This is a genomic window from Streptococcus pseudopneumoniae (genome assembly GCF_001073085.1).
GTDB classification, from domain to species: Bacteria; Bacillota; Bacilli; order Lactobacillales; family Streptococcaceae; genus Streptococcus; species Streptococcus pseudopneumoniae_M.
The window spans coordinates 1-26434 of the sequence record NZ_JVFV01000020.1 but is presented as its reverse complement, the minus strand read 5'-3'; the positions used below and the strand labels follow the sequence as shown (position 1 = coordinate 26434).

The 26434-nt window shown below is 40.2% G+C and carries 22 protein-coding genes and 1 pseudogene; 15 read left to right on the top strand and 8 right to left on the bottom strand.

Annotated elements, in window-relative coordinates; translation table 11 throughout:
* Positions 1-18: 18 nt before the first annotated feature.
* Genes ADH90_RS04135 through ADH90_RS04120 form a run of 4 tightly spaced genes read right to left on the bottom strand, consistent with a single transcriptional unit; the run spans position 19 to position 3820 of the window.
* Entirely contained in the window at positions 19-2073 is a 2055-nt protein-coding gene (locus ADH90_RS04135) for a cation:proton antiporter (protein ID WP_049530085.1), read from the bottom strand.
* 11 nt (positions 2074-2084) lie between these two features.
* Entirely contained in the window at positions 2085-2339 is a 255-nt protein-coding gene (locus ADH90_RS04130) for a hypothetical protein (protein ID WP_049530084.1), read from the bottom strand.
* On the bottom strand, positions 2332-2889 hold the full coding sequence (locus tag ADH90_RS04125; protein ID WP_049530083.1) for a tRNA (mnm(5)s(2)U34)-methyltransferase: 558 nt from the start codon (positions 2887-2889) through the stop codon (positions 2332-2334). The genes ADH90_RS04130 and ADH90_RS04125 overlap by 8 nt, the downstream gene beginning before the upstream one ends.
* On the bottom strand, positions 2873-3820 hold the full coding sequence (locus tag ADH90_RS04120; protein WP_049530082.1) for a TIGR01212 family radical SAM protein: 948 nt from the start codon (positions 3818-3820) through the stop codon (positions 2873-2875). The genes ADH90_RS04125 and ADH90_RS04120 overlap by 17 nt, the downstream gene beginning before the upstream one ends.
* Before the next feature lie 202 nt (positions 3821-4022).
* On the opposite strand from ADH90_RS04120, the gene ADH90_RS04115 reads away from it, so the two are divergent.
* The 6 genes and pseudogenes from ADH90_RS04115 (at position 4023) to ADH90_RS04090 (ending at position 10629) form a co-directional block, all read left to right on the top strand.
* Positions 4023-6209, top strand: a complete 2187-nt coding sequence (locus tag ADH90_RS04115) for a PTS transporter subunit IIBC (RefSeq protein ID WP_152904473.1) — start codon at positions 4023-4025, stop codon at positions 6207-6209.
* Positions 6210-6260: 51 nt separating this feature from the next.
* Positions 6261-7079, top strand: a complete 819-nt coding sequence (locus tag ADH90_RS04110; RefSeq protein WP_049530081.1) for an endonuclease/exonuclease/phosphatase family protein — start codon at positions 6261-6263, stop codon at positions 7077-7079.
* Positions 7080-7228: 149 nt separating this feature from the next.
* On the top strand, positions 7229-7954 hold the full coding sequence (locus ADH90_RS04105; protein ID WP_049530080.1) for a CppA N-terminal domain-containing protein: 726 nt from the start codon (positions 7229-7231) through the stop codon (positions 7952-7954).
* A complete protein-coding gene (locus tag ADH90_RS04100; RefSeq protein ID WP_049530079.1) occupies positions 7951-8883 on the top strand; it encodes a serine hydrolase domain-containing protein in 933 nt (310 codons plus the stop codon). The genes ADH90_RS04105 and ADH90_RS04100 overlap by 4 nt, the downstream gene beginning before the upstream one ends.
* A 9-nt stretch (positions 8884-8892) precedes the next feature.
* Positions 8893-9804 carry a DMT family transporter gene (locus tag ADH90_RS04095; protein WP_049530078.1) on the top strand — a complete coding sequence of 304 codons (912 nt, stop codon included), beginning with the start codon at positions 8893-8895 and terminating at the stop codon, positions 9802-9804.
* Positions 9805-9919: 115 nt separating this feature from the next.
* Positions 9920-10629: pseudogene (locus ADH90_RS04090) on the top strand (CPBP family intramembrane glutamate endopeptidase).
* A gap of 131 nt (positions 10630-10760) precedes the next feature.
* On the opposite strand, the gene ADH90_RS04085 reads toward ADH90_RS04090, so the two are convergent.
* Both ADH90_RS04085 and rsmG read right to left on the bottom strand, forming a co-directional pair.
* Positions 10761-12044 (bottom strand): uracil-xanthine permease family protein, encoded by a 1284-nt coding sequence (locus tag ADH90_RS04085; RefSeq protein ID WP_049530077.1) that lies wholly within the window; start codon positions 12042-12044, stop codon positions 10761-10763.
* A gap of 348 nt (positions 12045-12392) precedes the next feature.
* On the bottom strand, positions 12393-13106 hold the full coding sequence (rsmG, locus tag ADH90_RS04080; protein ID WP_049530076.1) for a 16S rRNA (guanine(527)-N(7))-methyltransferase RsmG: 714 nt from the start codon (positions 13104-13106) through the stop codon (positions 12393-12395).
* A gap of 94 nt (positions 13107-13200) precedes the next feature.
* On the opposite strand from rsmG, the gene ADH90_RS04075 reads away from it, so the two are divergent.
* Entirely contained in the window at positions 13201-13761 is a 561-nt protein-coding gene (locus ADH90_RS04075) for a LemA family protein (protein WP_049530075.1), read from the top strand.
* A 1-nt stretch (position 13762) separates the two neighbouring features.
* Complete coding sequence (gene htpX, locus ADH90_RS04070) at positions 13763-14662, top strand: zinc metalloprotease HtpX (protein ID WP_049530074.1); 900 nt, start codon at positions 13763-13765, stop codon at positions 14660-14662.
* 44 nt (positions 14663-14706) lie between these two features.
* Here the strand turns inward: htpX and ADH90_RS04065 are convergent, their stop codons facing one another.
* Positions 14707-16233, bottom strand: coding sequence for an ATP-binding cassette domain-containing protein (locus tag ADH90_RS04065; RefSeq protein WP_049530073.1), 1527 nt, complete (start codon positions 16231-16233; stop codon positions 14707-14709).
* 279 nt (positions 16234-16512) lie between these two features.
* Positions 16513-16842 carry a helicase BlpT gene (locus ADH90_RS04060; protein ID WP_049530072.1) on the bottom strand — a complete coding sequence of 110 codons (330 nt, stop codon included), beginning with the start codon at positions 16840-16842 and terminating at the stop codon, positions 16513-16515.
* Between the two features lie 167 nt (positions 16843-17009).
* Here ADH90_RS04060 and ADH90_RS04055 point away from each other — a divergent pair, with 167 nt between their 5' ends.
* The 7 genes from ADH90_RS04055 to ADH90_RS04025 all read left to right on the top strand — a co-directional run bounded on the left by ADH90_RS04055 (position 17010) and on the right by ADH90_RS04025 (position 26280).
* Positions 17010-17552, top strand: a complete 543-nt coding sequence (locus ADH90_RS04055; RefSeq protein ID WP_049530071.1) for a YceD family protein — start codon at positions 17010-17012, stop codon at positions 17550-17552.
* Positions 17553-18182, top strand: a complete 630-nt coding sequence (gene nth, locus ADH90_RS04050; protein ID WP_049530070.1) for an endonuclease III — start codon at positions 17553-17555, stop codon at positions 18180-18182.
* A 209-nt stretch (positions 18183-18391) separates the two neighbouring features.
* Positions 18392-18913 carry a bifunctional pyr operon transcriptional regulator/uracil phosphoribosyltransferase PyrR gene (gene pyrR, locus ADH90_RS04045; protein WP_049530069.1) on the top strand — a complete coding sequence of 174 codons (522 nt, stop codon included), beginning with the start codon at positions 18392-18394 and terminating at the stop codon, positions 18911-18913.
* A 17-nt stretch (positions 18914-18930) separates the two neighbouring features.
* A complete protein-coding gene (locus ADH90_RS04040; RefSeq protein WP_049530068.1) occupies positions 18931-19869 on the top strand; it encodes an aspartate carbamoyltransferase catalytic subunit in 939 nt (312 codons plus the stop codon).
* A gap of 34 nt (positions 19870-19903) precedes the next feature.
* The gene (locus ADH90_RS04035; RefSeq protein ID WP_049530067.1) at positions 19904-20983 is read left to right on the top strand and encodes a carbamoyl phosphate synthase small subunit; all 1080 of its coding nucleotides are present in this window, start codon (positions 19904-19906) and stop codon (positions 20981-20983) included.
* 337 nt (positions 20984-21320) lie between these two features.
* Positions 21321-24497, top strand: coding sequence for a carbamoyl-phosphate synthase large subunit (carB, locus tag ADH90_RS04030; protein WP_049530066.1), 3177 nt, complete (start codon positions 21321-21323; stop codon positions 24495-24497).
* 448 nt (positions 24498-24945) lie between these two features.
* Positions 24946-26280 (top strand): Nramp family divalent metal transporter, encoded by a 1335-nt coding sequence (locus ADH90_RS04025; RefSeq protein WP_049530065.1) that lies wholly within the window; start codon positions 24946-24948, stop codon positions 26278-26280.
* Positions 26281-26434 lie beyond the last annotated feature (154 nt).

Genomic DNA, 26434 nt, shown 5'->3' with positions numbered 1-26434 from the left:
TCTTGTTTTCTATAGACTTTAATTTCTTCGAACTAATTCCATCATATCATAAGGTAAGGTATTAGCAGATTCTTTTAAGGAATAAGTTTCTAAATTATTGACATTTTGGCGTAGCTTTTTGGCATATTGAGCTGAGATGAGTTTTTGAGCTTCGTATTCAAAGATACACTTACGTTCAAGGTAATAACCTCTAAGCATTTCATCAATGTTATTGGGTTTGATACGATTGATAACCCGTTCCACAAAGGCACCACTCGTAATATGACTGGTTTCGCGAAGACGAGATTCCTGCATAAAGCTGATTAAAGAACTCTTATAAATCCCTTTGAGGTTTTCCAAACTCTCGATGATAATTTCAGTGTTGGCTAGGTAGAGTTCTGCAATCTGGTCATAATCAATGGCAAGAAGTCGTTGTTTTTCCTTGTCTTTCCATGAACGGAATGTTTTCCCAAATGTGAGCAACTCACGAAGGAGAAACCGCGCAATCCGTATGGATACAAGGAAGTAGTAGGTAAGTCGAGAAGCAAAGTTTCGCTTAATATTTTTCTCCATGCTTTTCAAGTAGCGTTGGTAGACACGATAAGCACGATCTCCAATCTTTCCTTCTTCATAGGCTTGTTCCAAACCATCGCTTTCAATACTGAGAATCAAGAGTTTCAGAGCTTCCCAGTCCTCCTGAATTTCTTTGTTTTCTTGACTAAGAATAAGATTTTCAATACGTCCATGATAATTGTCAATAGCCGCATAGAGTGGAACCTTGTTTTTTGTGTTCTCTAAATCCTTCTCTAATTCCATGGCGACATCGTTTAAGATAGCGATGTGCATGAGCTGATCCTTAGATGGCTCTTTCTCTTCAGAAAGGCGAGGGAGTACTAGTAATCCCGTCAGGAAACTTACCAGAGTTACACCGGCTACGAGGAAGAGAAGAAGAGGATATTCTTGTTCCAGATTAGACGGTATCAAAAGGATAGTGGCAATGGATACAGTTCCCTTCACACCAGAAAAGGTAAGGAGGAGCATGTCTTTGACATATTTGTCTAAACTTTTATGAAGCTTCTTAATCCGAAATGCGTAAAATCCATAGATCATGATAAAGCGGATAACAAAAAGCAGGAAGGTCAAGAGGAAAACACTGAGTAAGAGAAGCACTTTGTTGTAGAAAGCACTCTTAAGAATTGGTTCCGCGATCATTTCAAGTTCCATCCCAAGAATGACAAAGACTGAACCATTGAGCATAAAGGTTACAGTCTGCCAAACAGTCTCAGTAACTGTATCAACTTGTGCTTCAAGCAGATTTATTTTCTTGAAACGACTGGCTTTCAGAATCCCAGCAACAACAACGGCGATAATGCCTGAAACATGAATTTCTTCGGCTATGAAGAATGTTAAAAGTGGTAAACTGAGATCCAGCAAGAGTTCACTGGCGATATCAGTAGCTCGTACGCTGAGGAGAAAAGAGTGGAGGGAGCGATTTATGAAGGCGGTTATAAGACCAACTGCAAAGCCTCCAACGATGGAAATAGCCAAGGAAATTCCTGCTTGAGCGATTGAAAAGGTACCAGTTGTCCAAGCAATGAGAGCTACACGAAAGGCTACTAGCCCAGAAGCATCATTCAGAAGTCCTTCCCCTTTTAGGATATTAGAAACTCGCTTTGGAAAGGTGAAGCGTTCCGAAAGGGAAGCGAAGGCAACCAGGTCAGTAGGGCCTAAGGCAGCGCCAACTGCTAGGCAGGCGGCTAATGGTAGGCTAACCCAAAGGACATGGGCAAGTCCTCCCATACTTAGAGTTGATACAAAGATGACAGGGAAAATCAAGTAGAGAACGATTCTCCAGTGCTTTAGGATAGAAGTTATATCTGCTTCTTGAGCTTCTCGAAAGAGAAGCGGGCCAATTACTAAAGCTAGAAATAACTCAGTATCTAAGTGATATTGGTTGTTGGGTAAGCAAAGCCCAATTCCAATCCCTAATAAAATTTGAATCAGGGGCATGGGTAAAAAGGGAAGAAGTTTATTGGTCGTGCTAGAAACAATAAGAACTAGTAAAAATACTAAGAGATAAAAAAGTAAATTCATTTTCCACCTCCTTATTTTTGTTTACGACAATTTTCAAAAAGTTCCTTTTGTTCTTGGATTTTTTGATCAATCTTTGAGCAGTCCTTATGCTCGATTTTTTTCTGACAACGCTCCATTTCAAGTGAAATCATTTTCTTCTTGATTTTCAACATCTTCTTACTCATATGAGCTTCATCTAACATACCAACTGCCCGTTCATGTTGGGTTGATTCGACAAAGTTGTGGCGAAGAGCTTCTATTTTGTCTCGTAGGTATTGTTTATCCATGTCGATACCTTTCTAATTTTTCAATCATGACTAAAAACGGTGGATTGTTGATCTGGTTGAGAGTGCGATAGATAGTAGCAGTATATTCTTGTTGCGGTAACTGACTGACAAAATCCATGACTGCATCTCGTTCTATATCTCCACCTTCATGCCCGTAATAAATCATGATGGCTATTCGTCCGCCTTTAACTAGCATCTGACAGAGTTTTTCAAGTGCCTCAATGGTTGTGTGAGGTTGGGTGATAATGCTTTTATCAGCTGAAGGAAGATAACCAAGATTAAAGATGGCTGCCTTAACTTCCCTTACAAATTGATCTACGGTTTCATGACCTTGCAGGATTAATTCTACATTGGTCAAACCAGCTTCTTGGAGACGTTGGCTAGTCTTTTCTAGAGCTTGTTCCTGTATATCGAAAGCATAGACTTGTTTAGCTAACTTGGCAAGAAAAAGTGTATCATGTCCATTTCCCATGGTCGCATCAACGACAATATCCTCTTGGGTGATGACTTGGGCAAGAAAATCATGCGCCATTTCAAGTGGTCTTTTCATTCATAAACTCCTGTTTTACAGCCTTGCATCCTTGAACACTACCTCGACGTCTCATTTCAGCTTCTATGCTATTTAGAACTTCCCATTTATTGAGACTCCACATAGGACCAATCAGCATATCTCTAGGCGCATCACCCGTAATCCGATGGATGACCATATGTTTGGGAATGATTTCTAGCTGATCACAGATGACCTTGACATATTCATCCTGACTCATGAGCTGCAAACGTCCTTCATGATAATCGCGCTGCATTCGAGTATTGGTCATGAGGTGAAGTAGGTGAAGTTTAATCCCTTGAATATCATTATCCGTCACACAGCGACGAACATTTTCCACCATCATGTCATGAGTTTCCCCTGACAAGCCATTAATCAAATGGGCAACAATTTCAATTTTAGGATATTTTCTCAAGCGTTTAACTGTCTCCACATAGAGTTCATAGGAGTGGGCACGGTTAATCAATTCAGAGGTAGATTCATATGTTGTTTGTAAGCCTAACTCTACGGTAACATGCATTCGTTCTGACAGTTCTGCTAAATATTCGATAGTCTCATCAGGCAGGCAGTCTGGTCGAGTTCCGATATTGATACCAACTACCCCAGGTTCATTGATAGCTTGTTCATAGCGTTCTCGAATCACTTCAAGTTTTTCATGGGTATTGGTAAAATTTTGGAAGTAAACCAAATATTTTTTAACGTCAGGCCATTTACGATGCATAAAGTCAATTTCTTTATAGAATTGCTCACGGATAGGAGCATCGGGTGCAACGATTGCATCTCCAGAACCAGAAACTGTGCAAAAAGTACAGCCTCCATGTGCCACAGTCCCATCTCGGTTTGGACAATCAAAGCCAGCATCAATAGGGACTTTAAAAGTTTTTTCTCCAAAAAGTTTTCGATAGTAATCATTCAAGGTATTATAGGATTTCATAGCTAATATTATATCAGAAAAGACCGATAAACTCAAAAAAGGTCAGCAAGAGAGAGCATGCCTAGAAAGTGAAACGAAAGAAAAAGTAAAATTTTTTTTAAAAACCCTTTACAAAAAAAAAAAAAGTGGTATAATTAAGTCACAAACAAGTGCAAACGTTTTCGTAAAACGTTTGCCGAATAAATATATAAAGGAGATTTGAATGATGAAAGATACATTCAAAAATGTCTTGTCTTTCGAATTTTGGCAGAAATTCGGTAAGGCTCTAATGGTGGTTATCGCTGTTATGCCAGCGGCTGGATTGATGATTTCAATCGGTAAGACGCTTGCAATGATTGACCCAAATCTTGCCCCTCTAGTGATTACAGGAGGTATCCTTGAGCAAATCGGTTGGGGAGTTATCGGTAACCTTCATATTTTGTTTGCCCTTGCTATTGGAGGAAGCTGGGCTAAGGAACGTGCTGGTGGTGCTTTTGCTGCTGGTCTTGCCTTTATCTTAATCAACCGTATCACTGGTACAATCTTTAGTGTAAGCAGTGATATGTTGAAAGATCCTAACGCAATGGTATCAACACTCTTTGGTAACTCTATCAAGGTTTCTGATTACTTCATTAGCGTACTTGAGGCACCAGCCCTTAACATGGGGGTATTTGTAGGGATTATCTCAGGTTTTGTTGGAGCGACTGCTTTTAACAAATACTACAACTTCCGTAAATTGCCTGATGCCCTTTCTTTCTTTAACGGAAAACGTTTTGTACCGTTTGTAGTTATTCTTCGTTCAGCAATCGCTGCTATCCTTCTTTCAATCTTCTGGCCAGTTGTTCAAACAGGTATCAACAACTTTGGTATCTGGATTGCGAACTCACAAGAAACAGCACCTGTTCTTGCACCATTCTTGTATGGTACTTTGGAACGTTTGCTCTTGCCATTCGGACTTCACCACATGTTGACTATCCCAATGAACTATACAGCTCTTGGTGGTACTTATGATATTTTAACTGGTGCAGCAAAAGGCACTCAAGTATTTGGACAAGATCCACTTTGGCTTGCATGGGTAACAGACCTTGTTAACCTTAAAGGTACTGATGCTAGCCAATACCAAACATTGCTAGATACAGTTCATCCAGCTCGTTTCAAAGTTGGACAAATGATTGGTTCATTCGGTATTTTGATGGGTGTGGCTGCTGCGATTTACCGTAATGTTGAAGCAGACAAGAAACACCAATACAAAGGAATGATGATTGCGACAGCTCTTGCAACTTTCTTGACTGGTGTTACTGAGCCGATTGAATATATGTTCATGTTCGTTGCAACACCTCTTTACCTTGTCTACGCTGTGGTTCAAGGTGCTGCCTTTGCAATGGCTGATATTGTTCACCTTCGTGTGCACTCATTTGGTTCAATCGAATTCTTGACTCGTACTCCACTAGCTATCAATGCTGGTCTTGGTATGGATATTATTAACTTTATCTGGGTAACAGCACTTTTTGCAGTTATCATGTACTTCATTGCTAACTTCATGATTCAAAAATTCAACTATGCAACTCCAGGACGTAACGGAAACTACGAAAATGCTGAAGGTTCATCAGAATCTGAAGCTGCTGGTGAGTCAAAAGTTGCAGAAGCTTCTCAAGCTGTTAACATTATCAACCTTCTTGGTGGACGTGCTAACATCGTCGATGTAGATGCTTGTATGACTCGTCTTCGTGTAACAGTTAAAGACGGTGATAAAGTTGGAACAGAAGAACAATGGAAAGCTGAAGGAGCTATGGGACTTGTCATGAAAGGACAAGGTGTCCAAGCTATCTATGGACCTAAAGCTGATGTTTTGAAATCAGATATTCAAGACCTTCTTGACTCAGGTGAAGTGATTCCTGAAACTCTTCCAAGTCAAATGGCAGCAGCTCAACGAGATGCTGTTGTATACAAAGGTGTGACTGAAGAAGTTTACTCAGTTGCTGACGGTCAAGTGATTGAATTGGATCAAGTGAAGGATCCTGTATTCGCACAAAAAATGATGGGTGACGGATTTGCAGTGGAACCAGCAAACGGAAACATTGTATCTCCAGTATCAGGTACTGTATCAAGTATCTTCCCAACTAAACACGCTCTTGGTCTTGTGACTGAGGCAGGACTTGAAGTACTTGTTCACATTGGTTTGGACACAGTAAGTCTTGAAGGAAAACCATTTACAGTTCGTGTTACTGAAGGACAACAGGTTGCTGCTGGTGATCTTCTTGTCACAGCTGACTTGGGTGCTATTCGTGAAGCTGGTCGTGAAACTACAACTGTGGTTGTATTCACAAATGGTGATGCGATCAAATCAGTTAAGTTAGAACAAACAGGTTCTCTTGCAGCTAAAACAGCAGTTGCAAAAGTAGAATTGTAATATTTAGGAGGTTGGAAGCTGTTTCCAACCTCTTGTTTATAGGAGAAAAGCATGAAGTTTTTAACACTCAATACCCATAGTTGGATGGAAAAAAATCCTGAACAAAAGTTTCAACTTTTACTTCAAGATATCCTTGAAAACAGTTATGATTTGATTTGTTTTCAGGAAATCAACCAAGAAATTACTTCAGCTCAAGTAGAAACAGCCCCACTTTATCAGCCATTACCATCTGCTGAGCCGATTCATCAAGACCACTATGTGCGACTTTTGGTAGAGAAGTTGGCTGAGCAAGGTCAAAATTATTATTGGACTTGGGCCTACAACCATATCGGTTATGATCGTTACCATGAAGGTGTTGCAATCCTATCTAAAACACCAATTGAAGCGCGTGAAATTTTGGTTTCAGATGTAGATGATCCAACAGACTATCACACTCGTCGAGTTGCTTTAGCAGAAACAGTAGTTGGAGGCAAAGAGCTTGCAGTTGCCAGTGTCCATCTCTCTTGGTGGGATAAAGGCTTCCAAGAGGAATGGGCGCGCTTTGAAGCGGTTCTGAAAGAATTGAACAAGTCACTCTTACTAGCAGGTGATTTCAATAATCCTGCTGGTCAGGAAGGTTATCAAGCCATTCTAGCTAGTCCACTAGCTTTACAGGATGCATTCGAGGTAGCTCAAGAAAGAAGTGGTAGTTACACTGTTCCACCTGAAATTGATGGTTGGAAGGGAAACAGCGAACCTCTTCGAATCGATTATATCTTTACAACAAAGGATGTGCAGGTAGAAAAACTTCACGTGGTCTTTGATGGTAAAAACAGTCCACAAGTTAGTGATCATTACGGTCTGCAAGCAACACTATCTTGGAAAGACTAAATAAGGTATTTTAGTAAAAACAATCAAGCCCCCCTTCTACAAACAGAAGGGGGAATTTATTTTAAAGAGTTAATATAGTTAAAGTTTTTTATTGAATAACTTGTAAAAAAAGATAAAATCCTTTAAAATAAAAAGTGTTGGAGGAATTTATGATTGTAAATCAAATAAAGCGTATGATCCCGACGCTAAAGGTAAATAATAGAAATTTAAATGAGTTGTTTTATATTGAGACTTTGGGGATGAAACCCTTGCTTGAAGAGTCAGCCTTCTTATCCCTAGGAGACCAATCAGGTATTGAAAAGTTAGTTTTAGAAGAATCACCAAGTATGAGAAGCCGTAAGGTTGAAGGGATTAAAAAATTAGCTAGACTACTTGTAAAGGTAGAAAATGCATCTGAAATTGAAGCCTTACTAGCTAGAATGGAGAAACTTCCTCGCCTCTACAAAGGAAACAAGGGCTATGCTTTTGAGGTTCTTTCTCCGGAAGGAGATTGTGTCCTTATCCATGCGGAAGATGATATCAAAGATTTGAATAAAGTTGAGGAAGAAGTCACTTTTTCAAAAGATGACAAGATGAGATATTTGACAGCCTTTGAAATCTCGGTGGAAATTAACTTGCCAGAAAAGACAGCTAGTCTGCTTGAAAAAGAAGAGATCGAAAACCGACTAGCTTTTAATCAAGCTCAAGGTAGTGATTTGCTGGTTGAAAATAATGTAACTTGGGACTTGTCCATGTTGAAATTTCAAGTAGAAAATCTGGATCTTGCTGTATTGCGTCAGCGTTTCGAAGAAGCTGGTTACTTTATTCCAAAATCGGAGAAGTTTTTCCTAACTAAGGATACCAACAATATTGAATTGTGGTTTGAAGCAGTATGAAACAAAAAATCATTCAAAAAATAGAGCAACAAATTGAGGCAGGGATTTATCCTGGTGCCTCTTTTGCGTATTATCAGGATGGCGTTTGGTCTGACTGGTATCTAGGAGAAGCAAATCCAGAAACTGGTGAGCAGACTAGTGAGGGCTTGGTCTATGATTTGGCAAGTGTCAGCAAGGTCGTTGGAGTAGGAACGGTCTTAACCTTTTTGTGGAAGGAAGGCAAGATTGAGTTAGATAACTCCATAAGAGACTATCTTCCAGAAGTGGATTACCCAGACATCACCATTCGACAACTCCTAACGCATGCAACGGATTTAGATCCTTTTATTCCTAATAGAGATCAGCTTTCAGCAGATCAGTTAAGAGAAGCTATGTTTCATCTGAATCGCCGAGAGAAGAGAGCCTTTCTATACTCAGATGTGCATTTTCTCTTGCTAGGTTTTCTCTTGGAAAACTATTTTAAAAAGGACTTTGATCAGATTTTACAAGAGCAAGTGTTGAATCCTTGGGGAATGAAAGAAACTCAGTTTGGTCCAGTTAGCTGTGCTGTTCCAACGGTCCGTGGACAGAAAGCAGGAGTGGTCCATGATCCCAAGGCTCGTTTGCTTGGAAAGCATGCTGGTAGTGCAGGCTTGTTTTCAACAGTTCATGATTTAAAAATCTTTTTAGAGCATTATTTGCAGGATGATTTTGCTACAGACTTAAGTCAGAATTTTTCGGATCTGAGTGATAAGGAACGCTCATTGGCCTGGAATCTTGAAGGTGATTGGCTGGACCATACAGGCTATACTGGAACCTTTATCATGTGGAATCGTAAGAAGCAAGAGGCGGCAATTTTTCTATCTAACCGAACCTATGAAAAAGATGAGCGTGCTCAGTGGATATTAGATCGTAATCAGGTCATGGACTTGATTCGAGAGGCAGACTAGGGAGGAAGTATGTCAAAAGTTTTAAAAGGAACTCTTTATACTGTAATTGCAGGTATTTCCTGGGGCTTATCGGGAACCAGTGGTCAGTACTTGATGGTTCACGGGATTTCAGCTCTCGTTCTGACCAATATCCGTTTGATAATCGCTGGATTACTCTTGGTTCTTCTGGCTTATACTAAATCAAGGGATAAATTTATGGCCTTTCTGAAGGATAAACCAAGTCTGTTTTCTCTCTTGCTATTTTCTTTATTTGGTCTTTTTCTAAATCAATTAGCCTATCTATCAGCTATTCAGGAGACAAATGCTGGGACAGCGACAGTTCTCCAGTATGTCTGTCCAGTTGGAATCCTTGCTTACACTTGTATCAAGGATAAGGTGGCTCCGACGCTTTCAGAAATCATCTCTATGTTTTTAGCTATAGGTGGGACCTTTCTCATTGCAACCCATGGGCAATTGGATCAACTCTCGATGACTCCAGCTGGTCTATTTTGGGGTTTGTTCTCGGCCCTGACCTATGCTCTTTATATCATTTTACCCATAAAATTGATTCAAAAATGGGGGAGCATATTGGTTATTGGTGTTGGAATGACCATCTCAGGTTTTCTAGCAGTACCTTTTACAGGCTTTATTGGGGCCAGTATTCCCATATCTTTTGAAATCTTTCTAGCTTTTGCCGGCATCATTCTGATTGGAACGGTCTTTGCCTATACAGCCTTCCTCAAGGGAGCTAGTATGATAGGACCAGTCAAGTCTAGTCTTTTGGCTTCGATTGAGCCTATCTCTGCTGTGTTTTTTGCCTTCATGATTATGGGGGATATCTTTTATCCTATAGATTTTCTTGGTATGGCAATGATTTTATTAGCCGTGACTATCATTTCATTGAAGGATTTAATGCTTGAAAAGAAACATCATTCCGTTTAATGGATTAAACCAGTCTTTGATAAGGCTGGTTTTTAATCTTCTAGCAAGTTGGTTCATATAACTTTAAGAATGAATGTTTATAATCAATTCATACATTTAAAGATAAGGAGGAAATATGAATTTGCTACAAAGTATTAATCCTGCTAAACCTCTAAGATGCTTAAAATGGTTCGATATCCTCATCATCACTGTTTTAATGTTTGGAGAGTTTATCATTCGTTCTACCCAGCAATTTATGGAGAGTTTATCGCCTTCAACTCTTACTAGCGTCGCAGAAACTAGGACAAATGTAGCTAGTTACGGGGCGGCCTATTCTAGTAATTTTACTTTTCAATTGATGATGTTAGGGATTACCTTCCTTTATCTTGTGATTCGAAATTATGATTTTAAACAGCTTCCTATACGTTGGAGCTGGTCTGTTTTAATTTGGGTTCCCCTTATCTTTGCTGTAGTTGGGATATTCGGTGATATTGTAACAACCCTCAGTGGTGAGTACAATTATTCTAATCCTCAGTTGATCCCTTTTATAGATTCCATGGAAATCATTCGAAAATTTATGGTTTTGACGCCAATGGCCATTGGTTATGCTCTTCTAAATGGTTTTTATGAAGAATTTTTCTTCTTGGGATTGCTGACTTCAGTAAAAGAAAAGCATCAGTGGCTGGTTCTAGTATATTCTGTAATTATACGAATTTCTTTCCATACCTATATTATTTCTTGTACAAGTATGTGGTCAAGAATTTACTCCCATTCTTTATCATGCATGCTCTTGCAGATATGTTTGGTTCAAGTCTCTTGTATCTCTTAATTGCTTGGGGAAATTAGGGATTTAGGACAGGAAATTGAGAAATCAAATTTTTTGACAACAGTCCAATGAGTAACTGTATCAAAGTCTTCTTGTGAATAAAAATTGAGGTCGGGATTTTGGTCCCGACCTCTTGTTGATTCTATATGGATTAGTCTTTGTTTTCGTATGGCAAGATTAAGTTTAGGATGATACCTGTCATAGCTGATAGGGCAGTACCTGAAAGGGTAACTGGACCAAGTTTAAGGATTGCTCCACCAAGTCCAAGCACCAACATAGCACTAGCGATGATAAGGTTACGCATTTGGCTAAAGTCAACACGTTCTTTGATCAAGACTTTCAAACCGTTACTTGCGATAACCCCGTAAAGAAGGATAGACATACCACCAAGTACAGCGTTTGGAATTGTTGAAATCAAGGCAGTAAATTTACCAAGGAAGCTAAGGGCAATTGCGATAAAGGCAGCGTTACGGATAACTGAGACAGAAGCGATACGAGTCATACCGATAACCCCTGTATTTTCACCGTAAGTTGTATTGGCTGGTCCACCAAGGAAGGCAGAAACTGAAGTTGCGATACCATCACCAAGAAGAGTACGGTGTAGACCAGGTTCTTTCAAGAATTGGCGTCCACAGATTTGACTTAAAACGGTATGGTCTCCGATATGTTCAGAAATGGTTACGATTGCGATTGGTAAGATGGCAATCGTTTCAGGGCCGAAGTAAAGGTCGTATTGTTTGAAGGCACCACCTGTATTGAACGGTAGGTAGAAACCAGGGATTTCAAACCAGTTTGCTTCAAGAACAGGAGTGAAGTCAACCAATCCAAGTGCTAGGGAAAAGAGGTAACCACCGATAATGGCAAATAGGAATGGGATGATTCGTAAGAAGCCTTTTCCTTTTGTATTAATAAAGGCAGCAATCAAGAAAGTAACAACGGCTACAAGAGCGTTTTTCCAATTTCCGTCCGCTACAAGACCAGCGTTGGTAACAGCTGAATTAGCAAGTCCAAGACCGATAACGATGATCATAGGACCGATAATGATTGGAGGTAAGAGTTTGTCGATCCACTTTGTACCTGCAAAGCGAACACTTGCAGCAACAAGGACATAGACAAAACCTGTAAGAATAACTCCAGTTTGAGCGGCAGATACATCGCCACCCATTTCTTTCATGGCAAGTGACATAGCTGTGATAAAGGCAAAAGAAGAACCCAGATAAACTGGAACTTTAAAGCCAGTACAAACCATGTAAATGAGTGTTCCTACACCTGATGCAAAAAGGGCAACAGACACAGGCATTCCCAAGATTAAAGGTACCAAGATAGTAGCACCAAACATGGCGAATACGTGCTGGAAGCTGAGAAGAATACCCTTGCCAGCAGAAGGACGTTGGTCGACGTCTAATAACAAATCAACAGTTGATTCTTGTTTCATAAATACCTCACTTTTGGGCACCAAAAAAGAGCCCATTATTTTGCAGCAATAGGCCCTCAGAGTAAGACTTTTTAAAAAATAGCTATCTTTTAAAAATTTATATAAATCTGCGCTTTCGTCACCTCACAGGATGACATTAAAAACCTTTGCTTAGGATAGTATAGCAGAAAAAATTCGTTTTGTAAACGAATTTTTCCCGAGCCGAGAAACAAAAAAGCGAGGCAGATTTTGTAAATCATTTTTTCCTGAGCCTTGAAATGAGAGAGCGAGGTATGATTTTGTAAATCATTTTTTTCCGAGCCTTGAAATAAGAAAGCGAGGTGTGAGTTTGCAGATTTTTTAATCTTTCTATAGCGGGCGTTTATTAGGCATGCCAGCCTTACGTGGATATTTGTTTGGAGTTTCTTTTTTCTTCTCGACAATAGTAATGTAGCGAGGGTCTCCGTTAGGAAGTGTGTAACTGAGGTTTTCTTCAACCTTACTAAAGAGAAGATTGAGGGCATTTTTAGCTTCAGTTAATTCCTCAGGTGCATTGCTAGCCTTGAGTGCAAGCAATTTTCCACCAACTTTTAAGTAGGGAATAGTTAACTCTGAGAGAACTTGCATGCGAGCAACTGCACGAGCTGTCACAATGTCGAATTGGGCACGGAAGTTCTTGTCTTGGGCAAAGTCTTCGGCGCGTCCATGGTAGAAATGAACCCCTTCTAAATCAAGCTCCTCAGCCAGAAGTTGAAGGAAGTTAATGCGCTTATTGAGTGAATCAATGATGGTTACATCTAGCTGATGATAGATGATCTTCATAGGAAGGCTAGGAAAACCTGCTCCAGCACCGATGTCTAAGAGTTTAATGGGTTGGTTTTCTATCAACCCTTGTAGGATAGGAGCGATGGAATCATAAAAGTGTTTAAGGTAAACCTCTTCCTTTTCAGTAATGGCAGTCAGGTTGATTTTTTGGTTCCACTCGACTAAGAGTTCGAAATAACGCTCAAATTGAACTTTTTGCTGGTCAGAAAGATGGATATTTTGTTCAGCTATCAGTTGATAAAATGTTTCTGGTTTCATAGTAGTTTCCTTCTTTAGTATCATCTTATTTTACCACAAAAAGATGGAAATTTGATATACTGGTACTAATCTAAAAGCAGAAAGGAATTATATGATGACTTGGATTATTCTTGGAGTTCTTGCTCTTATTGTTATTTTTGTAATTGTTAGTTATAACGGTTTGGTTAAAAATCGCATGCAAACTAAGGAGGCATGGAGTCAGATTGATGTTCAGTTGAAACGTCGTAATGATCTCTTGCCAAACTTGATTGAGACCGTGAAGGGATATGCAAAGTATGAAGGTTCAACTCTTGAAAAAGTTGCAGAACTTCGTAATCAAGTAGCTGCAGCAACTTCACCAGCAGAAGCTATGAAGGCTAGTGATGCTCTTACACGTCAGGTTTCAGGTATCTTTGCTGTTGCAGAAAGCTATCCAGATTTGAAAGCCAGTGCCAACTTTGTTAAATTGCAAGAGGAGTTGACCAATACTGAAAATAAAATTTCTTACTCTCGCCAACTCTACAATAGTGTTGTTAGCAACTATAATGTTAAATTGGAGACTTTCCCAAGTAATCTAGTTTCAGGACTTTTTGGTTTTAAAGTCGCTGATTTCCTTCAAACTCCTGAAGAGGAAAAGGCAGTACCTAAAGTCGATTTTAGTGGTTTAGGTGACTAGGATGTTGTATGATCAAATCGCGAGTAATAAGCGAAGAACTTGGATTTTACTACTAGTATTCTTTTTACTTTTGGCTTTGGTTGGATATGCAGTTGGTTACCTCTTTATGCGGTCTGGTCTTGGTGGCTTAGTTATCGCTCTGATTATCGGCTTTATCTATGCCTTGTCCATGATTTTTCAATCGACAGAGATAGTCATGAGTATGAATGGTGCTCGTGAGGTGAATGAGCAGACCGCACCAACTCTTTATCATGTTGTTGAAGATATGGCTATGGTGGCGCAAATTCCTATGCCACGTGTCTTCATCATCGATGATGCCAGCTTAAATGCCTTTGCAACAGGTTCAAATCCTCAAAATGCAGCGGTCGCAGCAACTTCAGGACTCTTAGCGGTTATGAATCGTGAAGAGCTAGAAGCGGTTATAGGCCATGAAGTCAGTCACATTCGTAACTATGATATTCGGATTTCTACTATTGCGGTTGCCCTTGCCAGTGCCATTACACTTTTATCAAGTATGGCTGGACGCATGATGTGGTGGGGTGGTGCAGACCGTGGCCGTAGAAGTGATGACCGTGATAGTGGTGGACTTGAAATTATTATGCTAGTTGTTTCTCTCCTAGCAATTGTTTTGGCTCCCCTAGCAGCAACTTTGGTACAACTAGCCATCTCTCGTCAACGAGAATTTTTAGCAGATGCTTCCAGTGTAGAGTTGACTCGTAATCCTCAAGGGATGATTAATGCTCTACGTAAGTTGGACAATAGTAAACCCATGAGCCATCATGTAGATGATGCTAGCAGTGCACTTTACATCAACGATCCTCAAAAACGAGGTGGGTTACAAAAACTCTTTTATACCCATCCGCCAATCTCAGAACGGATTGAACGTTTGCAACATATGTAAAAGAATCCAGAGCTTTTCCTCTGGATTTTTGAGATTTTCTACGTTTATAAATCTTGCAAATCAACGATTTCCAAACCATGTTCTGTCAAACGATAGATATTCGTACAGACTTCTTTTAAGAAACGTCGATCATGCGAAACAGTGATCAGACCGCCGGGATAAGAGGCAAAGAGTTTTCTGATTTCTGGTTGAGAAGTTGGAGAAAAATTTCGTGTCGGTTCATCTAGAAGGAGAAAGTTTGGTTTTCGCAGCACTAAATTCAAAAGAAGGAGTTTACCTTGTTGACCTCCAGATAAGGAGTGGATTTGGTGGTGCATCTCTGGATAGCTGAAATTAAGACTGGCTAAGTGAGATTGGATTTTCTGTATTTCCTCCTTGTGTCCAGTTTGGCTAAGAAATTCTACTGGAGATAGATCCAAATTCAATGTTTCTTGGTAATCTTGTGGCATAAATCCAAGCGAAATCTCTCTTTTGTCGCTTAGTAGTTGCTGCAACTTGGCTAACAGAGTCGATTTGCCAACTCCATTGGGACCGATGATGCCGATTTTATCTTGCCCCCAAACAGTTAGTTGGAGTTTTTGAGACAAAATTCGTTGGCCAATGGATAAAGTCTCCTTTTCCAGTCGAAGTAAGACTTTAGAAGCTGCTAATGGCTCTATATCTGAAAAGAAAAGTTGGATTTCTTCCTCTTCAAGTGGCTTTTGGGTCATGGACTGAGCTACTTTTTCGTAGCGTTTTTCTTGAGAAAGAACATTTTTCATCTTTTTGGCTAATAGGCGCCCAGCAACATCATTTTTAGTATTTCGCAAGGCAGTTTCGACATTTTGCTTGACTCTGCGGTGTTTTTCCATGGTTTTGTCATAGGCTCTCTGGTCGTTAGCAGCTTGCTGGCTTTGTCTGGCAAAATGAGCCTTTCTCTGTTCACTATAGTGATCATAGTCTAAATGTTCAACTAGAGTTTCAGCCTCCTTTCGATGCTTGACCAGTCGCAAGTGGATAATGGTGTCTGCCGTTTGAGAGAGGAAGTCTTCATCATGAGAAATGAAAATAACGGTCTGCCCAATCTTCTGAACTTGCTTTTTTAGCCAATCAACCGTCTCAAGGTCTAGGTCATTTGAAGGTTCATCTAAAAATAGAACCTCAAAGGGTTTTGCTAACTCATGGATGAGCTGAATTTTCAAAGCTTCGCCCCCCGATAGACTCCCAATTTCTTGGTTGCTAGCAAAACGGTCGCTATCAAAATGCAACTCCTCAGCCAAACGATAGAGGATACTGTAGACTAATTCAGTAGAATCCAAAAAGAAGTAGTCCTGTAAAGATTTTTTCTTCAGGTCTTCAGGGAGATGTTGGGGAATGTAGGCCATGGACTGAAGGTCAGACTGGATTTCTCCCTTGATAGAGAAATCAGCTAATTTTTCTCCCATTAAAGTTTTAAGTAAGGTTGATTTTCCATTTCCTTCTTCGCCAATAATGGCAACCTTTTCTCCTTCTCGAATGACCATAGTTAAGTCTGAGACGAGATTGCGTAAATCCTTGTTATGAGTAATAGTTAGCTTGTGAATTTGTATCATCTAGTGTACCCTCTTTCTATCATTTTGATGTTATTATAAAAATAGCTCTACCTTACCTAGTAGAGCTAATCATTTATGTCAAAAAATCCTCTTTTAAAAGGGCTGAAAAAGCAGCAGAAAAAAGAGCGCACAAAAAGAGACAGAAACAAGATCTACTAAATAAAGGTTTTTTATTTGATAGACTTAGTTGTTCATGTCTCCCTTACCTCCGAAAATTATTATGTTTATTTTATACCTTTTAGAACACTTTGTCAAAAGAAATGAGAAATTCAAATCTTTCTAAAAACCAAAAACAGGTCCATAGAGTGTCAAAACGTGTTTGACTTGATCGTAGTGAAACTTATCATAGTTTCGCCAAGCAGTGCGAGTTTGCTCATTCAGCTTAAGTGTGCCAAGTCCAATCAAGAGACTGGTAAGTTGGTAAAATTTCTCAAGATCAATTAAGATAGAGTTATCTAGTTTCTCTGTCTTTTTAAGTTGTTTGAGTAGCTCGTCAATATTTTGCTGCAAGCGAAGATCATCAGGCAATCCTTGTTTGCAGGTCTGGTAAGCCTTATTTAACTCGGAAATGAGTTGATAAGCTTCTAAGATTAGTTCTTTGTCTTCCATATGAGCGTCCTCCTTTGCTCATGTATTGATGTCTATAGTATAGCACAAAAAATAAATTTGTCATAATAAATATATCAAAAACTAATAATATTTAAAACAAGGTCTGCAGCGATTAAATTAAGTGTTTTCATGGTATAATCAAGTGAGTAAATCTTTATGGAGGAAGTATGAAATTAAATATTCAAGAAATTCGTAAGCAACCTGAAGTCTTGCACTTTGAGCAGACTTTAGACTTAGCAGCTGACTTGCGTGCCCGTAATCAAGAAATTTTAGATGTAAAAGATATTGTTACGGTAGGAAAGGTTCAGTACGAAGACCGTATGTTTTTCCTAGACTATCAATTGTCTTATACAATCGTTTTAGCTTCTAGTCGTAGCATGGAACCGGTAGAATTGAAAGAGTCTTATCCAGTGACAGAAGTCTTTATGGAAGGTGCTACCAATCAACTGGACCAAGAAGTTCTAGATGATGACTTGGTTTTACCAATTGAAAATGGGGAAATCGACCTGGCTGAAAGTGTTTCAGATAATATATTGCTCAATATTCCAATCAAGGTCTTAACAGCTGAGGAAGAAGCCGGTCAGGGATTTGTTTCTGGAAATGACTGGCAAATCATGTCCGAGGAAGAGTATCAAGCTCAACAGGCAGTCAAAAAAGAAGAAAATAGTCCTTTTGCAGGTTTACAAGGACTGTTTGACGGAGACGAATAGATGGTTTTATCCAAGAAACGTGCCCGTCATGTCATTGAGGAAATCATCGCTCTTTTTCCAGATGCAAAACCAAGTCTAGACTTTCGCAATCATTTTGAACTCTTAGTTGCAGTTATGTTGTCTGCTCAGACGACAGATGCGGCAGTAAACAAGGCGACTCCAGCTCTTTTTGAAGCCTTCCCTACGCCTCAAGCCATGGCGGACGCAAGTGAAAGTGAAATTGCAAAACATATTTCTCGTTTAGGTCTCTATCGCAATAAGGCTAAGTTTCTTAAGAAATGTGCCCAGCAGTTACTAGACGATTTTGATGGTCAAGTTCCTCAGACTAGGGAAGAATTAGAGAGTTTGGCAGGAGTTGGCCGAAAAACAGCCAATGTAGTATTAAGTGTGGGATTTGGAATTCCAGCCTTTGCAGTTGATACTCACGTAGAACGTATCTGCAAACACCATGATATTGTTAAAAAATCAGCTACACCCCTTGAGGTTGAAAAACGTGTCATGGATGTCTTGCCACCGGAAGAATGGTTGGCAGCCCATCAGGCTATGATTTATTTTGGTCGTGCTATCTGTCATCCCAAAAATCCAGAATGCGAACACTATCCACAGTTATATGATTTTAGTTCATTATAAGGTCGAGCATTGAATGTTTTTACTTGCTTTGGCCTAGGCTTTGTGATATAGTAAGGACAATAAAATATTCCTTTAAACCTGTCCCGTGAGGCAGGCAAGGAGCTGGATTAAGTAGAAGGGTAAGTCTATACTGTTTGCAGTATGGCTCGCTTAGTTATACATTCTCAAGTCTCCTTGAAAAAGGAGACTTTTCTTTTTGGAGGTTTGTCATGAAGACAAAAGAAGTTGTAGACGAATTGACCGTCAAGCGAGCGATTACTCGGATTACCTACGAGATTATCGAGCGAAATAAAGATTTAAACAAGATTGTATTGGCTGGGATAAAAACACGTGGTGTCTTCATTGCTCACCGTATCCAGGAGCGTTTGGAACAACTGGAAAATATCTCTGTTCCCGTTGTAGAATTAGACACAAAACCTTACCGTGACGATGTCAAAAGTGGTGAAGATACTTCCTTAATTTCTGTTGATGTGACAGATCGCGAAGTTATCTTGGTGGATGACGTACTTTATACAGGTCGTACAATCCGAGCTGCTATCGATAACATTGTCGGACATGGTCGCCCAGCGCGCGTGAGTCTTGCGGTACTGGTTGACCGTGGACACAGAGAATTGCCAATTCGTCCAGACTACGTTGGGAAAAATATTCCAACTAGTCGTTCTGAAGAAATCATCGTTGAGATGACAGAACTTGATGGTCAAGATAGAGTTTTGATTACTGAAGAAGCTTAATAGCTAAAGGAGTAGCCATGTCAGAAAATCAACAAGCACTCAAACATGTGGTGTCCATGGAAGATCTCACTGTGGATCAGGTTATGAAATTGATTAAACGAGGGATCGAGTTTAAAAACGGTGCTCAGTTACCCTACGAAGACCATCCTATTGTTTCCAATCTTTTCTTTGAAAATTCGACAAGAACGCACAAATCGTTCGAAGTTGCTGAGATTAAATTGGGATTGGAACGACTTGACTTTGATGTAAAGACAAGTTCAGTAAACAAGGGTGAGACACTGTATGATACCATTCTAACATTATCTGCACTGGGTGTAGATGTCTGTGTCATTCGTCACCCTGAGGTTGATTACTACAGAGAATTGATAGCGAGTCCTACAATCACGACTTCAATTATCAACGGAGGCGACGGATCAGGACAACACCCTAGTCAGAGCCTGCTTGATTTGATGACCATTTATGAAGAATTTGGTCACTTTGAGGGTCTCAAGGTTGCTATTGCAGGCGACTTGGATCATTCACGTGTTGCCAAATCCAATATGCAGATTTTGAAACGCTTAGGTGCAGAACTTTACTTTGCAGGACCTGAGGAATGGAGGAGCAAAGAGTTTGCAGACTATGGTCAGTTTGTAACAATTGATGAGATTGTTGATCAGGTGGATGTTCTGATGTTGCTGCGAGTTCAACATGAACGTCACGAAAGTGGAGCGATCTTCTCAAAAGAAAGCTATCATGCTCAACATGGCTTGAACCAAGAGCGCTATAATCGCTTAAAAGAAGAAGCAATCATTATGCATCCAGCTCCAGTGAATCGGGATGTAGAAATTGCTGACCACTTGGTTGAAGCTCCAAAATCACGCATTGTTCAACAAATGACCAATGGAGTCTTTGTTCGAATGGCAATCTTAGAATCCGTATTGGCAAGTAGAAAAGCCAAAAAAGACACAAAACGTTAAAAGACGCCAGTGAGCGTCCACGAGAGGTGAGAATATGACAAAAAGACTTCTAGTTTTAGAAGATGGCACCATTTTCGAAGGTAAGGCCTTCGGAGCAGATATTGATGTAACAGGGGAAATCGTCTTTAACACAGGGATGACAGGTTATCAAGAATCCATTACAGACCAGTCTTATAATGGACAAATCTTGACCTTCACTTATCCACTGGTAGGGAATTATGGGATTAACCGTGATGACTACGAATCTATCAGCCCTACTTGTAAAGGTGTTGTAGTATTTGAAGAAGCTCGTAGAGCCAGTAACTGGCGCAACCAGATGACGCTGGATGAGTTTTTGAAGTCTAAGAAAATCCCTGGTATTTCAGGTATTGATACACGTGCTTTGACAAAAATCATTCGCAAACATGGGACTATGAGAGCGACTCTGACACATGTGGGAGATAGTATCGATCACATCACAGATCAGCTTCAAGCAACTGTTCTACCAATTGACAATATCAAACAGGTTTCTACAAAAACTGCTTACCCAGCTCCAGGAGTAGGTTTGAGCGTGGTACTTGTAGACTTTGGTCTCAAGCATTCTATCTTAAGAGAGTTGTCTAAGAGAGATTGTAATGTAACGGTCGTTCCTTATACTACAACAGCAGAGGAAATCCTCCACCTAAATCCAGACGGAGTTATGTTGTCAAATGGACCGGGAAATCCAGAAGATGTACCAGAAGCACTCGATATGATTCGTGGTATTCTCGGGGAAATTCCAATCTTTGGTATTTGTATGGGACACCAACTCTTTGCCATGGCAAATGGAGCTAAGACCTATAAGATGAAGTTTGGTCACCGTGGATTTAACCATGCCGTTCGTGAAATTGCAACTGGGCGCGTGGACTTCACGAGTCAAAATCATGGATATGCAGTGAGCCGTGAAGATTTTCCAGACCATTTGATGATTACTCATGAAGAAATCAATGACAAGTCAGTTGAAGGTGTACGTCACAGATACCAACCAGGTTTCTCTGTGCAATTCCACCCAGATGCTGCACCAGGTCCGCACGATGCAAGCTATCTATTTGACGAGTTCATCGAGATGATGGAAGCCTTCAAACAAACAAACTAAAGACGAGTGTGAAATCGTCGGAGAATTTATTTAATGGCAACCAGAGAGTTGCCGAATAGAAAGGCAGGTCGTTTCTTTTAGTCGCTATTAGGCGAACTAAAAACTCCCTGCACTAGATTTTTTATCGAAAAAAATCGTTTCGCTAAAAAATCGTCGGAGAATTTATTTAATGTCGCCCTGTGAGGCGACGAATAGAAAGGAGAAGGGTGAGCCGTATTTGCTGAACTGAATACGGGCTACGGACGGTGCTAAAAAGATAGTTATTCCTAGAACTGACAGTTCTTCGTCATAACTCCTATTTTAGCTTTGTCCGCTTGACGCCCTTAATATCTTATAAATGCCTAAACGTACTGATATTCAAAAAATTATGGTGATTGGTTCTGGTCCGATTATTATTGGTCAGGCTGCTGAGTTTGACTATGCTGGGACTCAGGCTTGCTTGTCTTTGAAAGAGGAAGGGTATGAGGTTGTCTTAGTAAACTCAAACCCTGCAACTATCATGACTGATAAGGAAATTGCAGACAAGGTTTACATTGAGCCAATCACACTTGAGTTTGTGACTCGTATTCTCCGTAAAGAACGTCCAGATGCCTTGCTTCCAACTCTTGGTGGGCAAACAGGGCTTAACATGGCCATGGAATTGTCTAAAAATGGCATTATTGATGAATTGGGAGTAGAACTTCTCGGGACTAAATTGTCTGCCATCGACCAAGCTGAAGACCGCGATCTCTTTAAACAATTGATGGAAGAATTGAATCAACCGATTCCAGAATCTGAAATTGTTAACACTGTGGAAGAAGCCGTTGCCTTTGCAGCGACAATTGGCTACCCAGTGATCGTCCGTCCAGCCTTTACCCTAGGTGGTACTGGTGGTGGTATGTGTGCCAACGAGGAAGAATTGCGTGAAATCGCTGAGAATGGGTTGAAGCTATCACCTGTTACTCAATGTTTGATTGAGCGTTCGATTGCTGGTTTTAAGGAAATCGAATACGAAGTCATGCGTGACTCGGCTGACAATGCCCTTGTTGTATGTAACATGGAAAACTTTGACCCAGTCGGTATTCATACAGGGGATTCCATCGTATTTGCCCCAGCGCAAACTATGTCAGATTATGAAAATCAAATGCTTCGTGATGCCAGCTTGAGCATTATTCGTGCCCTCAAGATTGAAGGTGGATGTAATGTTCAGCTAGCCCTTGATCCCCACAGCTTCAAGTACTATGTTATCGAAGTAAATCCTCGTGTATCTCGTTCGTCAGCCCTTGCTTCTAAGGCGACAGGTTACCCAATCGCTAAATTGGCTGCTAAGATTGCGGTAGGATTGACCTTAGATGAGGTCATCAACCCAGTTACAGGTTCAACTTATGCTATGTTTGAACCAGCCCTTGACTACGTCGTTGCCAAGATTCCACGTTTCCCATTTGACAAGTTTGAAAAGGGTGAACGCCGTTTGGGTACACAGATGAAGGCGACTGGAGAAGTCATGGCTATTGGTCGTAACATCGAGGAATCTCTTCTAAAAGCCTGTCGCTCTCTTGAAATTGGGGTTCACCACAATGAAATGCCTGAACTTGCAGCAGTTTCGGATGATGCCTTGATTGAAAAGGTTGTCAAGGCCCAAGATGACCGTCTCTTCTACGTATCAGAAGCCATTCGCCGTGGTTATACACCAGAGGAAATCGCTGAGCTTACAAAAATCGATATCTTTTATCTGGATAAACTCTTGCATATCTTTGAAATTGAGCAAGAATTGGGCGCACATCCACAAGATGTAGCAGTCCTAAAAACAGCAAAATTGAATGGTTTCTCAGATCGTAAAATCGCTGAACTCTGGAATACTACAGCTGATCAAGTTCGCCAACTTCGTTTGGAAAACAAGATTGTCCCAGTTTACAAGATGGTTGATACCTGTGCGGCAGAGTTTGAATCAGAAACCCCATATTTCTATTCAACTTATGGTTGGGAGAATGAATCCATCAAGTCTGATAAGGAATCTGTACTAGTCCTAGGTTCTGGTCCAATCCGTATCGGTCAAGGAGTTGAGTTTGACTATGCGACTGTTCACTCTGTTAAGGCAATTCAAGCTGCTGGCTACGAAGCTATTATCATGAACTCGAACCCAGAGACCGTTTCAACTGACTTCTCTGTATCGGATAAACTTTACTTTGAACCATTAACATTCGAAGATGTCATGAATGTCATTGACCTTGAGCAACCAAAAGGTGTTATCGTTCAGTTTGGTGGTCAAACAGCCATCAACCTTGCTGAGCCATTGGCAAAAGCTGGTGTAACTATCCTTGGTACTCAAGTTGCTGACCTAGACCGTGCCGAAGACCGTGATCTCTTCGAACAAGCTCTCAAAGACTTGGATATTCCACAGCCTCCTGGACAGACTGCTACAAACGAAGAAGAAGCAGTACTTGCAGCCCGCAAGATTGGTTTCCCAGTCCTTGTTCGCCCATCTTATGTACTTGGTGGACGTGCCATGGAAATCGTTGAGAATGAAGATGATCTTCGTTCTTACATGCGTACTGCGGTTAAGGCAAGTCCAGATCATCCAGTTCTTGTAGACTCTTATATCGTCGGTCAAGAGTGTGAAGTCGATGCCATTTCAGACGGACAAAATGTCCTCATCCCAGGTATCATGGAGCATATCGAACGCGCTGGTGTCCACTCAGGTGACTCCATGGCGGTTTATCCTCCTCAAACCTTGTCGCAAAAGGTTCAAGAAACCATTGCAGACTATACTAAACGTCTTGCAATCGGCCTTAACTGTCTTGGTATGATGAACATTCAGTTTGTCATCAAGGATGAGAAAGTATACGTCATTGAAGTTAACCCTCGTGCCAGCCGTACCGTACCTTTCCTTTCTAAAGTAACCAACATCCCTATGGCACAGGTAGCGACTAAGTTGATTCTTGGTCAAAGTCTTGAAGAACTTGGTTACCAAGATGGACTTTACCCAGAAAGTAGTCGCGTTCATATCAAGGCACCAGTATTCTCCTTTACCAAACTAGCTAAGGTAGACAGCCTGCTTGGACCTGAAATGAAGTCAACAGGGGAAGTCATGGGTTCTGATACCACTCTTGAAAAAGCTCTCTACAAGGCCTTTGAAGCTTCTTATCTTCACTTGCCAACCTTTGGAAATGTTGTCTTTACTATCGCTGATGATGCCAAGGAAGAAGCTTTGGATTTGGCTCGTCGTTTCCAAAATATTGGTTATGGTATCCTTGCGACTCAAGGAACAGCAGCTTTCTTTGAAAGTCATGGCTTGAAGGCTCAACTCGTTGGTAAGATTGGTGATGATGAACATGATATCCCAAGCTATGTTCGTAAAGGGAAAATCCAAGCTATCATCAACACAGTTGGTACCAAGCGAACTGCTGATGAAGATGGTGAACAAATCCGCCGTTCAGCTATCGAACATGGTGTACCACTCTTTACAGCCCTAGATACAGCGGATGCTATGCTTAAGGTACTTGAAAGCCGTAGCTTCGTTACAGAAGCAATTTAGTTTCTTGTTAAATGATCTAAGTAGCTTTTATCCAGCGTCAAAAGACGCTGGTTTTTCCTCTTTTATAGAGAAATCGAGTTAGAAATAATAGTTACAGTTCACTATTAAATGTCAAAGTTTATCAATAGATTTATCATTATCGTTAATGAGTAGACTTATTCTGACTTTCCCTAAAATTTTGTTGAATTTTCTTAAGTTTTTATCATATTTTTTATAATTAAGGTGTCTTAAGAAAAATAATGAAAAAACTAAATGTTTTTCATATAGTTTTCATTTTTTGTGTTATAATTAAGGTGCCTTAAGAAAAATATTAAGGTGCCTTAAGAAAAATAATGAAAAAACTAAATGTTTTTCATATAGTTTTCATTGTTTTAATAGTTTAAAGTCAATCTTATTTTTCTCTAATAGAAAATAATGAAAAAGTAGGTTTAGAAAGAGGTAAGTATCTATGTCTTCTCATAAAAAAGTGTCACTCTCTGAGATTAATCAATCTATCGATACTCCAAATAACAATCATTTCTGGCAAAATTTAAAGGCCTTTTTAGGTCCGGGTGCTCTTGTCGCAGTTGGTTATATGGATCCAGGAAACTGGATTACCAGTGTAGTCGGTGGTGCTTCCTATAAGTATAGTCTCTTGTTTGTTATCTTGATTTCATCTCTCATTGCCATGCAACTTCAGCAGATGGCAGGAAAGCTTGGTATTGTAACCCAGATGGACCTGGCTCAAGCAACGGCTCATCATTCACCTAAATGGCTTCGTTATAGTCTATGGGTGATTTTAGAATTAGCCTTGATGGCGACAGATCTGGCAGAAGTTCTAGGTTCAGCGATTGCTCTCAATCTTCTCTTTAAGATTCCGATTATGATAGCCATCCTTTTGACGGTTCTAGATGTCTTTCTCTTATTGCTACTGATGAAGTTTGGCTTTAAGAAGATTGAAGCTATTGTGACAACACTGATTTTAACGATTTTAGCAATCTTTACTTATCTGGTAGCTTTGTCACATCCAAGCTTCCAAGGAATCGTTGAGGGTTATCTACCAAACGCAACCTTATTTGAGAGTCCTTTGCCTGGGCATGAAAGTCAATTAACCTTGGCATTAGGGATCGTGGGTGCGACAGTGATGCCCCATAACCTTTATTTGCATTCTTCCTTGTCTCAGACTCGGAAAATCAATCACAAGGACAAGAATGATGTTCGAAAAGCCGTGCGCTTTATGACCTGGGACTCGAATCTTCAACTGTCCTTGGCCTTTATCGTTAACTCCCTTCTTTTAATCTTAGGGGCGGCTCTCTTTTTCGGACATGCATCTGAGATTTCTGCCTTTTCTCAAATGTATAACGCCCTGCAGGATTCTACCATTGCGGGAGCTATAGCTAGCTCAACCTTATCAACCTTGTTTGCCTTGGCCCTATTAGCTAGTGGTCAGAATTCGACTATCACAGGTACCTTGACAGGACAAATCGTTATGGAAGGTTTCTTGCATATGCGATTGCCTCAGTGGTTCATTCGTTTGGCGACTCGTCTCTTTGCCTTACTGCCTGTTATGATAGTAGCGGTTCTGTTTGGTCATCAAGAAAAAACCTTGGATCAGTTATTGGTTTATTCACAGGTCTTTCTTTCAATCGCTCTTCCATTTTCAATCTTTCCTTTGATTTATCTAACTTCTAAGAAATCACTGATGGGAGAATTTACCAATGCCAAGTGGAATACTATCCTTGGTTATATTGTTTCCATTATCTTAACTGTTCTCAATGTGAAATTGCTATTTGATATTTTTTAAGACCTTTTAACATGAAGTAGAAAAAATCACCCTAGAGTTAAAGTCTGGGTGATTTTTTTTCAATCCTAATCTTAGACGAAAATCCATTATAAAAAGAGGCTGGGACAAAAGTCCTAGCCTCTCAATTGTCTTTGGATTGTCGAGCAAGACGCAG

What these genes read in the sequence shown, in the direction of transcription:
- ADH90_RS04135 (WP_049530085.1), bottom strand. Translation starts at nt 2,073, where the DNA reads ATGAATTTACTTTTTTATCTCTTAGTATTTTTACTAGTTCTTATTGTT.
- ADH90_RS04130 (WP_049530084.1), bottom strand. Translation starts at nt 2,339, where the DNA reads ATGGATAAACAATACCTACGAGACAAAATAGAAGCTCTTCGCCACAAC.
- ADH90_RS04125 (WP_049530083.1), bottom strand. Translation starts at nt 2,889, where the DNA reads ATGAAAAGACCACTTGAAATGGCGCATGATTTTCTTGCCCAAGTCATC.
- ADH90_RS04120 (WP_049530082.1), bottom strand. Translation starts at nt 3,820, where the DNA reads ATGAAATCCTATAATACCTTGAATGATTACTATCGAAAACTTTTTGGA.
- ADH90_RS04115 (WP_152904473.1), top strand. Translation starts at nt 4,023, where the DNA reads ATGATGAAAGATACATTCAAAAATGTCTTGTCTTTCGAATTTTGGCAG.
- ADH90_RS04110 (WP_049530081.1), top strand. Translation starts at nt 6,261, where the DNA reads ATGAAGTTTTTAACACTCAATACCCATAGTTGGATGGAAAAAAATCCT.
- ADH90_RS04105 (WP_049530080.1), top strand. Translation starts at nt 7,229, where the DNA reads ATGATTGTAAATCAAATAAAGCGTATGATCCCGACGCTAAAGGTAAAT.
- ADH90_RS04100 (WP_049530079.1), top strand. Translation starts at nt 7,951, where the DNA reads ATGAAACAAAAAATCATTCAAAAAATAGAGCAACAAATTGAGGCAGGG.
- ADH90_RS04095 (WP_049530078.1), top strand. Translation starts at nt 8,893, where the DNA reads ATGTCAAAAGTTTTAAAAGGAACTCTTTATACTGTAATTGCAGGTATT.
- ADH90_RS04085 (WP_049530077.1), bottom strand. Translation starts at nt 12,044, where the DNA reads ATGAAACAAGAATCAACTGTTGATTTGTTATTAGACGTCGACCAACGT.
- rsmG (WP_049530076.1), bottom strand. Translation starts at nt 13,106, where the DNA reads ATGAAACCAGAAACATTTTATCAACTGATAGCTGAACAAAATATCCAT.
- ADH90_RS04075 (WP_049530075.1), top strand. Translation starts at nt 13,201, where the DNA reads ATGACTTGGATTATTCTTGGAGTTCTTGCTCTTATTGTTATTTTTGTA.
- htpX (WP_049530074.1), top strand. Translation starts at nt 13,763, where the DNA reads ATGTTGTATGATCAAATCGCGAGTAATAAGCGAAGAACTTGGATTTTA.
- ADH90_RS04065 (WP_049530073.1), bottom strand. Translation starts at nt 16,233, where the DNA reads ATGATACAAATTCACAAGCTAACTATTACTCATAACAAGGATTTACGC.
- ADH90_RS04060 (WP_049530072.1), bottom strand. Translation starts at nt 16,842, where the DNA reads ATGGAAGACAAAGAACTAATCTTAGAAGCTTATCAACTCATTTCCGAG.
- ADH90_RS04055 (WP_049530071.1), top strand. Translation starts at nt 17,010, where the DNA reads ATGAAATTAAATATTCAAGAAATTCGTAAGCAACCTGAAGTCTTGCAC.
- nth (WP_049530070.1), top strand. Translation starts at nt 17,553, where the DNA reads ATGGTTTTATCCAAGAAACGTGCCCGTCATGTCATTGAGGAAATCATC.
- pyrR (WP_049530069.1), top strand. Translation starts at nt 18,392, where the DNA reads ATGAAGACAAAAGAAGTTGTAGACGAATTGACCGTCAAGCGAGCGATT.
- ADH90_RS04040 (WP_049530068.1), top strand. Translation starts at nt 18,931, where the DNA reads ATGTCAGAAAATCAACAAGCACTCAAACATGTGGTGTCCATGGAAGAT.
- ADH90_RS04035 (WP_049530067.1), top strand. Translation starts at nt 19,904, where the DNA reads ATGACAAAAAGACTTCTAGTTTTAGAAGATGGCACCATTTTCGAAGGT.
- carB (WP_049530066.1), top strand. Translation starts at nt 21,321, where the DNA reads ATGCCTAAACGTACTGATATTCAAAAAATTATGGTGATTGGTTCTGGT.
- ADH90_RS04025 (WP_049530065.1), top strand. Translation starts at nt 24,946, where the DNA reads ATGTCTTCTCATAAAAAAGTGTCACTCTCTGAGATTAATCAATCTATC.